The sequence below is a fragment of the Kitasatospora sp. NPDC018058 genome (assembly GCF_044327205.1).
Taxonomy (GTDB): Bacteria; Actinomycetota; Actinomycetes; order Streptomycetales; family Streptomycetaceae; genus Kitasatospora.
This window is the reverse complement of the sequence record NZ_JBIRFA010000015.1, coordinates 109,827-123,230: the sequence shown is the minus strand read 5'-3', so window position 1 is coordinate 123,230 and position 13,404 is coordinate 109,827. Positions and strand designations below refer to the sequence as shown.

The following is a 13,404-nucleotide window of genomic DNA, read 5'->3' as shown; positions in this document are numbered from 1 at the left end:
CCGCCGTCACCACCTCCCCGGGCGTGCCCCGTGCCACCACCCGGCACGTACCCGGCGACCGGGCGTGCGCCGCGCTCCCGGTGGTGCGGTGGTGTCGGTCATGAGCCCTCCCGCGGAAAACTCAGGCCAACCTAAGTTCCGTCTCGAAGCCGGGGTAAATCGCCTCGTCACCCCCGGTGCCCGTTGGATAGCCTGGCGGTATGCCCGTGTCCTCGCCCACCCCGCTCACCGTCGGCTTCGACCTCGACATGACGCTGCTGGACACCCGGCCGGGTATCCATGCCACCTACCAGGCGCTCTCCGCCGAGACCGGCACCTACATCGACGCCGACCTGGTGGTCACCCGGCTCGGCCCGCCGCTGCTGAACGAGATCCGCAACTGGTTCCCGGAGGAGGAGGTGGAGCGGGTCGCCACCCGCTACCGCGAGCTGTACCGCGACCGCGCCTTCGCCCCGACCGTGGCCCTGCCCGGCGCGCACGCCGCCGTCGAGGCGGTCCGCGCCCACGGCGGCCGGGTCGCGGTGATCACCGGCAAGTACGAGCCGAACGCCCACCTCCACCTGGAGCACGCCGGGATGGCGGCGGACATCGTGATCGGCGACCTCTGGGCCGAGACCAAGGGCGAGGCGCTGCGCGAGCACGGTGCGAGCATCTACGTCGGCGACCACCTCGGCGACATCCGGGGCGCCCGGCACGCGGACGCGGTCGCGGTCGGCGTGGCCACCGGCCCGTACGACGCGCAGGAGCTGCGCGAGGCCGGGGCGGACGTGGTGCTGGCGGACCTCACCGGTTTCCCGGAGTGGCTCGAACGGCACCTCGGGGCGAACTAGGGCGTGTCCGCAGGACGGGCCCTACGGCTCCACCCGGCGGCGCTGGGCCCGGACGTTCAGGAACAGCCCGGTCAGCGCGGACAGGAAACCGGCCGGCATCAGCATGCTCAGCCAGTACATGACCGTCGGCAGCGGCGTCAGGTGCAGGAACAGCGGGACGAAGGTGATCAGGGTGGCGAGTGCGCCGAGGCCGAAGACGACCGTCCCGGCCTTGACGTACACATCGCCGGGGTCGGCGCTCTGGCTGCTCACGTCTGCTCACTTCTCCGCTCTGCGCTGGGGTGCCCCCAGTCTGGCAGAGCGGCCGCCGGAGCCGCCCACCGGAGCGGGTCGGTCACGTTGCGCAGTTTCCCGGCAGCTGAACGTTTTGATCCCTGCTGGGCGGGGGTATGCACGGGGTGCCGAGGGGCGCTGCAGGTGCGTCCCGTGTCCTCAGACCCGGGGGTGTGAGCCGATGGACTGCGCCGAACCGCGCCCCGGCCGTGCCAGGACCGGGTTGCTCGTGACCACGAGATCCCGGCGCTCCCAACGCCCCGGGCGGGCCTTGGAACACGGACCCTTCGCGGATCGCGGATGAGGCAGTGACGGACCGTTAGTCTGCTCCCGACAGCGTGCCGACCGTGAGCGCCCACGGGCGCCGAGCCGAGGTCGGCCCGTCTTTTCTCCCACATCACCCAGTGATCCCCGGCCAGGGCCGGGATCCCTCACACCCATTCGAGGACTGTTCGAGATGCCCACCGGCCAGGTCAAGTGGTTCAACGAGACGAAGGGTTTCGGCTTCCTGTCGCGCGACGACGGTGGCGATGTCTTCGTCCACACCAAGGCGCTGCCCGCCGGTGTCACCGTGCTGAAGCCGGGCCAGCGGGTCGAGTTCGGCGTGGTCGCCGGCCACCGCGGGGACCAGGCGATGGCCGTGCAGCTGCTGGAAGCGCTGCCGTCGGTGGCCGCCGCCCAGCGCCGGAGCGCCGACGACATGGCGCCGATCGTCCAGGACCTGATCACCACCCTGGACGCGGTGCTGCCCGGCCTCCAGCGCGGCCGATACCCGGCCAAGCCCACCGGCCAGAAGCTGGCCGGCCTGCTGCGCGCGGTGGCCGACCAGTTCGACGTCTGAGGCGTCCGGGGTGTTCGGGGCGTCCGGGGTGTTCCGGGGCTACCCGAACGCGAGCGCACCCGGGTCGAGCGGGGGTACCAACCCCTCCGCGGCGGCCCGGGTGAGCAGCGCGTGGACGGCCTGGTAGCCCTCCTCGCCCAGGTCGGCGGTGAACTCGTTCACGTACAGCCCGATGTGCTGGTCGGCGACCGCCGGGTCCATCTCCTGGGCGTGCGCCAGCACGTACTCCCGGCTGGCCGCCGGGTCCGCCCAGGCCTGCCGGACGGAGGCGCGGATCGTGTCGGCGAGTTCACGCAGCCGCTCCGCGCCCAGCGAGCGCTTGGCCACGATCGCGCCGAGCGGGATCGGCAGGCCGGTCTCCCGCTCCCAGGCCTCGCCCATGTCGGCCAGGCTGTGCAGGCCGTACTGCCCGTAGGTGAAGCGTGCCTCGTGGATCACCAGGCCGGCGTCCACCCGGCCGTCCCGGACCGCGGGCATGATCTCGTGGAACGGCAGCACCACGATCTCGCCGAAGCCGCCCGGCACCGCCCCGGCCGCCCAGAGCCGGAACAGCAGGTAGGCGGTGGAGCGCTCGGACGGCACCGCCACCGTCTTTCCGGCCAGCTCCGCCGGTGAGCCCACGCCCGGCAGGGTGAGCACCAGCGGGCCGCAGCCGCGCCCGAGCGCGCCGCCGCAGGGCAGCAGGGCGTACTCCTCCAGGACCCAGGGCAGCGCGCCGTAGCTGATCTTCAGCACGTCCAGCTCGCCGCGCTCGGCCAGGCCGTTGGTGATGTCGATGTCGGCGAAGGTCACCTCGGGGGCGCCCGCCCCGGGCACCAGGCCGTGCGCCCAGGCGTGGAAGACGAAGGTGTCGTTCGGGCAGGGCGAGTACGCGATGCTCAGCCGTTCAGCCACGGCCGGCCTCCTCGATCAGTTCGGCGACGGGCAGCGCGGCGAAGGCCCGCTCCAGGGCGGCCAGCGCCTCGCCGATCCGCCAGGCGGCCCGGTCGCGCGGGCCCACCGGGTTGGAAACGGTCCGCAGTTCGAAGGCCGGCACGCCGTACCGGGCGGCGGCCTCGGCCACGCCGAAGCCCTCCATCGCCTCGGCGGCGGCGCCCGGGTGGCGGGCGGCCAGCACGGCGGCGCGCTCGGCGCTGCCGGTCACGGTGGAGACGGTCAGCACCGGGCCGGTCAGGGCGCCCAGCGCCCGGGCGGCAAGCGCCACAGCGGCCGGGGAAGGGGTGTGCCGTGCGGTGCCGAAGCCCAGCTCGGTGACATCGGCGAAGCCCTCGGGGGTCTCGGCGCCGAGGTCGGCGGCCACGATCGTGTCGGCCACCACGGTCGCGCCGACCGGGGCGTGCGGGGCGAAACCGCCGGCGATCCCGGCCGAGGCGACCAGGCCGTACGGGTGGGCGGCCAGCGCGGCGGAGGCGGCGGCCGCGGCGGCGGCCGGGCCGACCCCGGCGGCCAGCACGTCCACCGGAGCACCCTCAGAGCGGTGCAGCACACCGCCCGGCAGCGGCAGGGCGGCGGCCCCGCCGGGCAGGCCGCGCAGCACGGCCTCGGCCTCGGCGGGCACCGCGACGACGACGAGCAGTCGGGCCCGCCCGGGGCCCGACTGCTCGGGGTGCGCGTCGGAGACGTGCGCGGTCATCGCAGGACCGTCAGCTCTCCTGGGTGTTCAGCTGGAAGTACCAGATCGCGGTCGGGCTCTCCAGGTCCCGGTCGCCCTCGACCACGGTGATCAGGGTCCGGCCGGAGGCGTTCAGCAGCTGGCCGGCCGCGTGGGAGCCGGAGTAGGTCGAGCCGTTCTTGGACCAGCTGGACACGGAGAACTGGCCACCGCCGCTCAGCGGGCCGCCGTTGCTGAAGGCCACCCAGCCCTTCTTGGCCACCGTCGGGGAGACGCCGACGCCGACGCGGTCGCTCAGCACGACGTCGGAGCTCGGCAGGGTCCCGGCCTTCAGCGCGTCCTGGGCCTTCTTCGAGCACTTCTGCTGGTCGTCGTCGGACAGCGGGCTGCCGTCGTCGTTGGCGCAGAACGGGTCCTGGGCCTGCGAGGAGTTGCCGACGGTGAGGGTCACGCGGTGGTCGCTGATCTCCGTCTGACCGGAGGCGTAGGCGATGGACCCGCCGACCGTGCCGGCGCCGACCACGACGACGGCGCCGAGGGCGGCGATGACACGGGAATTGAGGCTCATGCGTCAGAATCTACCGGGCCGGGCCGATCACGCTACGCGGGGGTCGACCACCGCGTGTTGCCGCACCGTCGGAATCAGGCCACCCGGGGCGCGGCCAGGTGCCGCCGCGGGCCCAGCCGTAGCAGCGAGTGGACCGTCCACACCAGCATCAGACCGACCACCGAAGCCGCGATCGACAGGCCGAGCACCCCGTTCAGCGGCAGCACGATGCCGACCGCGCCGCCCGCCACCCAGCACAGCTGCATCAGGGTCTCCGAACGGGCGAACGCCGAGGTCCGCACCGCCTCCGGGACGTCCCGCTGGATCAGCGCGTCCAGCGCCAGCTTGCCCAGCGAAGCCGCCATCCCGGACACGCCGGCCACCAGAACCACCGTCAGCACGCCGTACCAGAGCGCGGCCGCCGCCGTCACGCAGGTCGCCAGCACCAGCATCGCGGTGACCGTCGCCTCCGGGGCCCGCGTGCGCAGCCAGGAGCCCAGCACCGAACCCAGCGCGTTGCCCGTCCCCGCCGCCAGCACCACCAGGCCCAGCGCCAGGGTCGGCTTCAGACCGCCGATCGGTTCGGTGCGCAGCAGGAAGGCCAGGAAGAACACCAGGAAGCCGACCAGCCAGCGCATCGCCGACATCGCCCGCAACGCCAGCACCACCGAGGGGCCGACGGTGCGCAGCGAGGCCTTGACCTTCGGTGGCTTGTGGTGGATCAGGTGCGAGCCCTCGCCGTGCACCTCGGCGTGCAGGACGGCCCGCTGCTCGCCCTTCGCCGAGTCCACCTCGTGCGGCAGGTGGAAGGCCATCAGGGTGCCGATCACGAACACCAGGAAGGCGCCGCGCAGCGGCCAGGCCGGCCCGATCAGGTGCAACAGCCCGCCCGCCCCCGCCGCCACACCGGTGGCCAGCAGCCCGGCCAGGGTGACCCGGGAGTTCGCCTTGACCAGGGACAGCCGGCTCGGCAGCAGCCGGGGCACCACGACGCTGCGCACCACCCCGTACGCCTTGGACGCCACCAGCACGCCCAGTGCCTCCGGATAGAGCGCGATGCCGCCGCCGGAGACCACCCCGGCCATCGTCCAGGCCAGCACCGCCCGGGTCAGCATCGACATCGCCATGGCCGCCCGGCGGCCGTGCGGGAGCCGGTCCAGCAGCGGGCCGATCACCGGGGCCAGCAGGGCGAACGGGGCCATGGTGATCAGCAGGTACAGGCCGACCCGGCCGCGGGCCTGGCCGGTGGGGACGGAGAAGAAGATCGTGGAGGCCAGCGCGATGGTGATCAGCATGTCGCCGAAGGAGTTCAGCGCGTGCAGTTCGATCAGCTTGGCGAGGCCGGACTCGCCCGCGCCCTCGGCGGAGGTGGCCCGGCGGATCCGGCGGCCGGTGCCGTGCACCAGCTTGCCGAGGCGGATGCCGACGGCGGAGACGGCGCGCACCAGGACGTTACGGTGGGGCTCGGGGAGTTCCTCCTCCAGGTCCTCGTCGAGCGCGTGGAGGTGACGGGTGTGGGCGTCGTCCGGAACGTCCGGCTTCTCCAGGTCGACCCGGGCGGCGGACGCCTCAAGGCCGTTCCCCGGCCGCGGCTCGCCCGCAGCGGGGACGGGGGGCTGCGGTCGCGGCGCGGCGGCTGCCTCGTCGGGGCTGCCGGCCTGCGAGGCGCGCAGTGCGTGCTGCGACGGGTTGTCGTCCGCCACAAGCCCATCCTGCCCCAGATTCGCTGTTGCGACGCGGGATTCCGCTTCGCTCGGCGCGGCCGAGGAAGGCCAGGCTCCGCCCCGGACTGTGCCGGGGCACCGACCGGCGGGTAGCCTGCCCAGGGTCCGCCCGTCGGGCGCCGGGCGCCGGTAGGCCGGTCGAGCGGCGCGGTCGGTACCCGCGGCGGCCCCGGGTCGCGCAGAATGGACGAGGGACCACCGAGCCGCGACGGAACAGGCAACACGCCGTGGGTGACAGAAGAACTGGGAGAGAATCGACGCCGTGAGTGCTGCGATGCGAAGCCGTACCCCCGACCGGCTCTGTGCCGAGGCCGTCGAACTCGCCCGTCAGGCTGCCGAGGAGGCCGTCGGATCGGAGGCGGTCGGCCCGCACCTGGGCGTCCAGGCGGACGCCGACCGTGTCGTCACCCACAGCTTCGAGTGCCTGGACGCGGCCTACCGCGGCTGGCACTGGGCGGTCACCGTCGCCCGCGCGCCGCGGGCCAAGAACGTCACCCTGGACGAGGTCGTGCTGCTGCCCGGCCCCGACGCCGTGCTGGCCCCGGAGTGGGTGCCGTGGAGCGAGCGGCTGCGCCCCGGCGACATGGGCCCCGGCGACCTGCTGCCCACCGGCGCCGACGACGTGCGGCTGGAGGCCGGCTGGAGCGGCGAGGACGAGCCCGCGCCGAACTCCGCGGTCGCCCTCGCGGCCCAGGAGGACGTGGTCGTCACCGACCCGCACGTCCAGCCCGCCCCGGCCCGCGCCCAGATCAACGCCGTCGCCGAGGAGCTCGGCATGGGCCGCAGTCGGGTGCTCTCCCGGCTCGGCCTGCACCTGGCCGCCGACCGCTGGGAGAAGGCCCACGGCCCGCAGACCCCGATGGCCCAAGCGGCGCCCGCCGCGTGCGGCAGCTGCGGCTTCCTGATCCCGATCGGCGGCTCGCTCGGACAGGCCTTCGGTGTGTGCGGCAACGAGTTCGGCCCGGCCGACGGCCAGATCGTCTCCTTCGCGTACGGCTGCGGCGGGCACTCCGAGGCGGCCGTCATCCCGGCCCCGCCGGCGCCGTCCGAGCTGATCCTGGACGAGCTGGTGGTCGAGCCGCTGCAGCTCCACCCGGACCGCGCCTCCGGCTCGGTCGAGCCCGACGCCCCGGCGGAGGAGCTCGGCCACTCCTGAGCCCGCGTCGCTTGACGGCCCGCCCCGCTGAACCGGTGGGGCGGGCCGCGACGTTTACGGGAGTGGGGGCGCCTGATGCGGGGCCCCGCCGCTCCTGTCGCCTGCGGGCATCCCCCATCCCGCGGGCGACAGGCCTCCTGCCCCCACCCCCCACCCCACCCCACCCCACCCCGCGCCCCGGCCTGCCTGCCGCCCGCGGGGCGCCCCGAGCGGGGCCGGTCGACGGCGTCGGCCTGCGGATCCTGCGGGTGCGGGCGCCGCCGGGCGGGGCCGTGGTCGGGAGTAGTCGGTGGGGCAGGGAAGAATGCCCTTACGACGTACAGGGCGGCGGAAGGCGGCAGGTCCAGTGGAACCTCGGATCATCGGCAGCGGCACGGACGAGCACCTCGCGGACTCCTTCGGGAGTGCCGCGTTGCGCCGACGGGTGCTGGACGCCTGGGCCGCCTCGCCGGCCCGGTTCCGGGAGGACGCCAATGCCGAGGAGGAGCTGGCGCTCGGCGGCTACCGGGACCGGCTGGTGGTCGAGTTGGCACAGAACGCGGCCGACGCGGCGGTACGGGCCGGGCGCGGCCCCGGGCGGCTGCGGCTGACCCTGGCGGACGGCGTGCTGGCCGCAGCCAACACCGGCGCCCCGCTGGACGCGGCCGCCGTCGAGTCGCTGTCCACCCTGCGCGCCTCCTCCAAGCGCGGCGAGGAGCCCGCCGTCGGCCGCTTCGGCGTCGGCTTCGCCGCCGTCCTCACCGTCACCGACGAGCCCGCCGTGCTGGGCGCCGCGGGCGGGGTGCGCTGGTCGCTGGGCGAGGCCCGGTCACTGGCCGAGGCGCAGCCCGCGCTGGCCGACGAGCTGCGCCGCCGGGACGGCCATGTGCCGCTGCTGCGGCTGCCGTTCGCGGCCGAGGGCCCGGCCCCCGAGGGCTACGACACCGTGGTGGTGCTGCCGCTGCGGGACGCCGCCGCCGAGGACCTGACCCGCCGTCTGCTGGCCGGGATCGACGACGCGCTGCTGCTCACCCTGCCGGGCCTGTCCGAGGTCGTGGTGGAGACCCCGGAGGCCACCCGGACGCTCACCCGCAGCTCCGCCGAGCCGCGCCCGGACGGCGTCACCGAGGTCACCGTCACCGACGACGCGGGCGGGCTGCTGCGGCAGACGGTCTGGCAGACCGTCGGCGCCTCCGGCCGCCTGGACGCCGGGCTGCTCGCCGACCGGCCCACCGAGGAGCGCACCCGCCCGTACTGGACGGTCACCTGGGCCGTCCCGGTCGCCGAGGGCGGTGCCCCGCAGCGGCCCGCGATCGAGCCGGTGCTGCACGCGCCCACCCCCAGCGACGAGCCGGTCGGCCTGCCCGCGCTGCTGATCGCCTCCTACCCGCTGGACTCCACCCGCCGGCACATCGCCCCCGGCCCGCTCGCCGACTTCCTCACCGAGCGCGCCGCCGACAGCTACGCCGAGCTGCTGCGCGCCCGCGGCGCCGACCTGGGCTCGCTCGGCCTCGTCCCCGGGCCGCTCGGGCAGGGCGCGCTGGACAACGCGCTGCGCGCCGCCGTGCTGTCCCGGCTACCCGGCACGCCGTTCCTGCCGCACCCCGGCGTCGTCGAGGAGGGCACGCCCGCGCTGCGGCCCCGGGACGCGACGCTGCTGGAGGGCGCGGACGGCTCGGTGGTCGAGGCGCTGGCGCCGATCTTCCCGGGGCTGCTGCCGGCCGGCCTGGAGCGTCGCACCGAGCTGCGGGTGCTGAACGTGCGCCGGGTGCCGCTGGCCGAGGTGGTCGACCAGCTCGGCGGCCTGGACCGCGACCCGGCCTGGTGGCGCAACCTGTACGCGGCGCTCGGCGCGGCCGACCCGGAGGCGCTCGGCGCGCTGCCCGTGCCGCTCGCCGACGGGCGGACCGTCACCGGGCCCCGGCGGGTGCTGCTGCCCTCCGAGGACGCCGACTGGGCGGCCTTCCCCGGCTACCCCGAGACGCTGGCCGGCGCACTCGCCGCGCTGGACCTGCGGTTGGCCCACCCCGAGGCCGCCCACCCGCTGCTGGCCAAGCTCGGCGCCGGCACCGCCACCCCGGCCGGGGTGCTGGACACGCCCGAGGTGCGGGCCGCCGTCGCCCGCTCCTACGAGCTGGCCGAGGACGACCTGGACGCCGCGCTCGAACTGGCCGACGCCGTCCTGGCCCTGGTGAAGGCCGCCGCCCCGGCGCCCGGCGAGCACCCGTGGCTGGCCCGGCTGGCGCTGCTGGACGACGAGGGCGAGCCCGCCCGCGCGGGCGAGCTCGTGCTGCCCGGAAGCCCGTTCGCCGCCCTCGCCCGCGAGGAGGACGCCGGCTGGGTGGACGACGAGCTGGTGGAGCGCTGGGGCCCCGAGGTGCTCGCGGCCGTCGGTGTGCTGGCCGACTTCGTGCTGGTGCGCGCCGAGGACGTGGTGCTCGACCCGGACGACCTGGAGCGGCTCGACCCGACCGTCCCGGCCGACCGGGCGGCCGGCGGCCACCCCACCGGCCTGCTGGACGAGGCGCCGGACGGGCTCGCCGACTGGGCCGAGGACGCCCTGGAGGCGCTGCAGGCGGACGAGGTGGTCGGCGTGCCGCCGGTGGCCGCCGAGCTGCTGGCCGTCCGCGACCTCGACCTGGTGGACGACGACGCCTGGCCCGAGGCGCTGGCCGCGCTCGCCCGCCCGCCGTACCGGGACGCCGTGGTCAACCCCGTCCGCACCCTGTTGCCGAACGGCTCCTACGCCGACCTGCCGCCGTACACCGCCTGGTGGCTGCGCGACCACCCGGTGCTGGCCGGCCGCGAGCCCGCCGGGCTGCGCGCCGCCGGGGCCGACCCGCTGCTGCGCGGCCTGTACGACGAGGCGCGCACCACCCTGGACGAGCAGTTCCTGCACGCGCTCGGGGTGCGCACCACGCTGGCCGCGCTGCTCGCCGAGACGCACGGCCCGGACGAGGTGCTGGACCGGCTCACCGACCCGGCCGCCGAGGTCGGGCACCGCCAACTGCACGGCATCCACACCGCGTTGGCCCGGGTGGACCGCGAGCGGATCGAACCGCTGGACGTGGTGCGGGCGTTGCCGCCGCTGGACCCGGCCACCGGGCGCCGCCCGGACCGCACGGTGGTGGTGGACGCCACCGAGGCGGTCGTCGCCGACGCCCCGGACCTGGTCCAACTGCTGCACCCGTACCCGCTGTTGCCGGTCGCCCCGGCGCTCGCCGCGGACCTCGCCGAGCGGCTGCACGTGTCGCTGGCCAGTGAGGTGGCCGGCGGCCGGGTGCTCTCCGAGGGCGTGCTGCACCGGGTGCCGGCCGTGGTGCGGGAGCTGCTGCCCGGCTGCCCGGTCGCCTACGAGGAGCACGAGGAGCTGCTGGTGGTCGGCCCGGACGGCAACGAGGCCGCGGTGGACTGGCGTTGGGACCCTGAGTCGGACGCGCCGGAGCCGCCCTACGACCCGGAGCTGGCCGAAGCCGCCGACGAGGACGACGAGTTCGAAGTCCCGCCGGTGCCCGGCCTGCTGCACGCGGCCACCCCGGAGGGCCTGGCGGCCGGGCTCGCCTGGTCGGTCGGGCAGTGGCACCGGCGCTTCGAGGTGCTGGCCGCGCTCAGCGAGCCGGACCGGGCGTACGAGCTGTCCGCGGCCCGGGACTTCGAGGGCTGAGCGGACCGAGAGGGCGGACCGGGCTGAGCGGCCTCAGTCGCCGCGCGGCTTGAGCCGCAGGTAGACGGTGGTGGTGACGGTCAGCCAGACCGCGCCGAGCGTCACCATCGCGGCCGCCTTCACCGCGGGCGTCGGCCTGATCGTCAGGCCGACGCCCGCCATCGCCAGCGCCGTCAGCCCGACCGCCAGCAGCCCGCCCAGGAAGGCGATGAACGCCTCCAGCTCCCCACCCCTGCGCGCCATTCGGCACCCCCTCCCGGGGCCATGCTAGGCCGGGGTCATTCGAGCCCGCGGCGCTTCATGAAGCCCCAGGCGATCTCCAGCACGATGCCGCAGAGCACCGCGATGGCGACGCCCGTCCACGGGTCGCGTCCGCCGACCAGGGAGAGCTCGAAGAAGTCGGACAGCGGCGGGATCACCAGGACCAGCGCGAACGCGCCGCCCATGGTGCCGATCAGCAGCAACCGCCACCAGTTGTACGGGCGGGCGACGATGGCGAGCACCCAGATGGCGATCAGGAAGAGCGTCAGGGTGGCCACGCTGGTGTCGGCCTCGAGGTCGGTCGCGTGGTTGGCGCGGGCCAGCGCGTAGGCGACGAAGGTGCCGGTGCCGGCGATGATGCCGCCGGGGATCGCCAGCCGCAGGACGCGCTTCACGAAGCCGGTACGGGCCCGCTCGTTGTTGGGGGCGAGGGCCAGGAAGAAGGCCGGCACGCCGATGGTGAGGGTGGACAGCACGGTGGAGTGCCGGGGCAGGAACGGGTACGGCGAGTGGGTGAAGATCACCAGCAGCGCCAGCAGCACCGAGTAGACCGTCTTCACCAGGAACAGTCCGGCCACCCGCTCGATGTTGCCGATCACCCGGCGGCCCTCGGCGACCACCGAGGGCATGGTCGCGAAGGAGTCGTCGAGCAGCACGATCTGGGCGACCGCCTTGGTGGCGTCCGAGCCGGTGCCCATCGCCACGCCGATGTCGGCGTCCTTGAGCGCGAGCACGTCGTTGACACCGTCGCCGGTCATCGCCACCGTGTGGCCGCGGGACTGCAGCGCCCCGACCAGCCAGCGCTTCTGCTGCGGGGTGACCCGGCCGAAGACGCTGGTCCGGTCGGCGGTCTCGGCGAGCTGCTCCGGGTCCTCGGGCAGGGTGCGGGCGTCCAGCGGGCGGTCCGCGCCGGGCAGGCCGAGGTGGTCGGCCACCGCGCCGACCGAGACCGCCGCGTCCCCGGAGATCACCTTGGCCCGGACGTTCTGGCTCTCGAAGTAGCGCAGGGTGTCGGCGGCGTCCGCGCGCAGCCGCTGCTGGAGCACCACCAGGGCGAGCGGGGTGAGGCCGGCCGCCGGGTCGGGGGAGTCCAGCGGGACGGGCGTGCGGCCGATCAGCAGCACCCGCAGGCCCTGGGCGCCCAGCTCGTCCACCTCGGCGAGCGCCGGGTGCCCTGCGGGCAGCAGCACGTCGGGGGCGCCGAGCAGCCAGCTGGCCTCGCCGCCCTGCGGCTCCAGCAGCTGCACGCCGCTCCACTTGCGGGCGGAGGAGAAGGGCATCGCCTCGATCACCCGCCAGCCGTTGCCGCCCGGGCCGGCGCCGTCGCCGCGCCCGTACGCGTCGATCACGGCCCGCATGGACGGGTTGGGGCGGGCGTCGGCGCCGGCCATCACGGCGAGCGCGTGCTTGATGGTGTCCTGGTCGACCGGGGCGGGCTCGCCGTCGGAGATCACCCGCAGGTCGATCACGTCCATGCCGCCCTCGGTGAGGGTGCCGGTCTTGTCCAGGCAGACGGTGTCCACCCGGGCCAGGCCCTCGATCGCCGGAAGCTCCTGGACCAGGCACTGCTTGCGGCCGAGCCGGATCACGCCGATCGCGAAGGCCACCGAGGTCAGCAGCACCAGGCCCTCGGGGACCATCGGCACGATGCCGGCCACCATCCGGCGGACGGCCTCGCGCCAGTCCCGGCCCTCGACGGCCAGCTGGCTGATGATCAGGCCGAGCGCGGTGGGGATCAGCAGGTAGGTGATGAACCGCAGGATGCTGTCGATGCCGCTGCGCAGCTCCGACTTCACCAGGGTGAACTTGCTGGCCTCCTCGGCCAGCTGGGCCGCGTAGGCCTCGCGGCCGACCTTGGTGGCGGTGAAGGCGCCCGCGCCGGCCACCACGAAGCTGCCGGACATCACGTGGTCGCCGGGCTGCTTGAGGACGGGGTCGGGTTCACCGGTGAGCAGCGACTCGTCGATCTCCAGGCCGTCCGCCTCGGTGACGTCGCCGTCCACGATCACCTTGTCGCCGATGCCGAGCAGCACGGTGTCGTCGAGGACGATCTCGGAGACGGTGATCTGCTGGACGGTGCCGTCCCGGCGGACCTGGGGGCGGGCCTCGCCGATCAGTGCCAGGCTGTCCAGGGTCTTCTTGGCGCGCAGCTCCTGGAGGATGCCGATCGCCGTGTTGGCCACGATGACCAGGCCGAACAGGCCGTCCTGGATCGGGCCGACGATCAGGATGATCCCGAACATGACGCCGATGATGGCGTTGAACCGGGTGAAGACGTTGGCCCGGACGATCTCCTTGGCGGACCGGCTGGACCGCACCGGTACGTCGTTGACCTGCCCCTCGGCGACCCGTTCGGCCACCTCGGCGGAGGTCAGGCCACCGCGCCGCCCGGGCAGCAGCCCGAGGGGGTGCGCTCCGTCGGGTAGGTCTCCGTCGGCCGGCTGCTCTTCCTCGGGTTGGGCAGGCTGCGTCATGGCACCGACTCTACGGGCGCCTTATGTCCGATGCGTGCTACTA

Annotated in this window: 11 protein-coding genes; 4 read left to right on the top strand and 7 right to left on the bottom strand. The window is 74.9% G+C overall.

Annotation, left to right across the window (positions count from 1 at the left end; translation table 11 throughout):
- Positions 1-200: 200 nt before the first annotated feature.
- Positions 201-830, top strand: coding sequence for an HAD family hydrolase (locus ACH4E7_RS22220; RefSeq protein WP_396250744.1), 630 nt, complete (start codon positions 201-203; stop codon positions 828-830).
- A gap of 21 nt (positions 831-851) precedes the next feature.
- On the opposite strand, the gene ACH4E7_RS22215 is transcribed toward ACH4E7_RS22220, so the two are convergent.
- Positions 852-1,082, bottom strand: a complete 231-nt coding sequence (locus tag ACH4E7_RS22215) for a hypothetical protein (protein WP_396250743.1) — start codon at positions 1,080-1,082, stop codon at positions 852-854.
- A 478-nt stretch (positions 1,083-1,560) separates the two neighbouring features.
- Here ACH4E7_RS22215 and ACH4E7_RS22210 point away from each other — a divergent pair, with 478 nt between their 5' ends.
- Complete coding sequence (locus tag ACH4E7_RS22210) at positions 1,561-1,944, top strand: cold-shock protein (protein ID WP_270144901.1); 384 nt, start codon at positions 1,561-1,563, stop codon at positions 1,942-1,944.
- Between the two features lie 39 nt (positions 1,945-1,983).
- Here ACH4E7_RS22210 and ACH4E7_RS22205 read toward each other — a convergent pair whose 3' ends face one another.
- From ACH4E7_RS22205 to ACH4E7_RS22190, 4 genes are all read right to left on the bottom strand, one after another.
- Positions 1,984-2,838, bottom strand: a complete 855-nt coding sequence (locus ACH4E7_RS22205; protein ID WP_396250742.1) for a 1,4-dihydroxy-6-naphthoate synthase — start codon at positions 2,836-2,838, stop codon at positions 1,984-1,986.
- Complete coding sequence (locus tag ACH4E7_RS22200) at positions 2,831-3,577, bottom strand: futalosine hydrolase (RefSeq protein ID WP_396250741.1); 747 nt, start codon at positions 3,575-3,577, stop codon at positions 2,831-2,833. Before ACH4E7_RS22200 ends, ACH4E7_RS22205 begins: the two co-directional genes overlap by 8 nt.
- A 10-nt stretch (positions 3,578-3,587) precedes the next feature.
- Positions 3,588-4,124 carry a hypothetical protein gene (locus ACH4E7_RS22195; protein ID WP_396250740.1) on the bottom strand — a complete coding sequence of 179 codons (537 nt, stop codon included), beginning with the start codon at positions 4,122-4,124 and terminating at the stop codon, positions 3,588-3,590.
- A gap of 74 nt (positions 4,125-4,198) precedes the next feature.
- Positions 4,199-5,548 carry an MFS transporter gene (locus ACH4E7_RS22190; protein ID WP_396250833.1) on the bottom strand — a complete coding sequence of 450 codons (1,350 nt, stop codon included), beginning with the start codon at positions 5,546-5,548 and terminating at the stop codon, positions 4,199-4,201.
- Positions 5,549-6,101: 553 nt separating this feature from the next.
- Between ACH4E7_RS22190 and ACH4E7_RS22185 the strand changes: the two genes are divergently transcribed.
- Both ACH4E7_RS22185 and ACH4E7_RS22180 read left to right on the top strand, forming a co-directional pair.
- Positions 6,102-6,983, top strand: coding sequence for a DUF3027 domain-containing protein (locus ACH4E7_RS22185; RefSeq protein WP_396250832.1), 882 nt, complete (start codon positions 6,102-6,104; stop codon positions 6,981-6,983).
- 346 nt (positions 6,984-7,329) lie between these two features.
- Entirely contained in the window at positions 7,330-10,626 is a 3,297-nt protein-coding gene (locus ACH4E7_RS22180; protein WP_396250739.1) for a sacsin N-terminal ATP-binding-like domain-containing protein, read from the top strand.
- Between the two features lie 33 nt (positions 10,627-10,659).
- Here the strand turns inward: ACH4E7_RS22180 and ACH4E7_RS22175 are convergent, their stop codons facing one another.
- Positions 10,660-10,869: a hypothetical protein gene (locus ACH4E7_RS22175; RefSeq protein ID WP_396250738.1), complete on the bottom strand. Its 210-nt coding sequence runs from the start codon at positions 10,867-10,869 to the stop codon at positions 10,660-10,662.
- 35 nt (positions 10,870-10,904) lie between these two features.
- A complete protein-coding gene (locus tag ACH4E7_RS22170) occupies positions 10,905-13,361 on the bottom strand; it encodes an HAD-IC family P-type ATPase (protein ID WP_396250737.1) in 2,457 nt (818 codons plus the stop codon).
- Positions 13,362-13,404 lie beyond the last annotated feature (43 nt).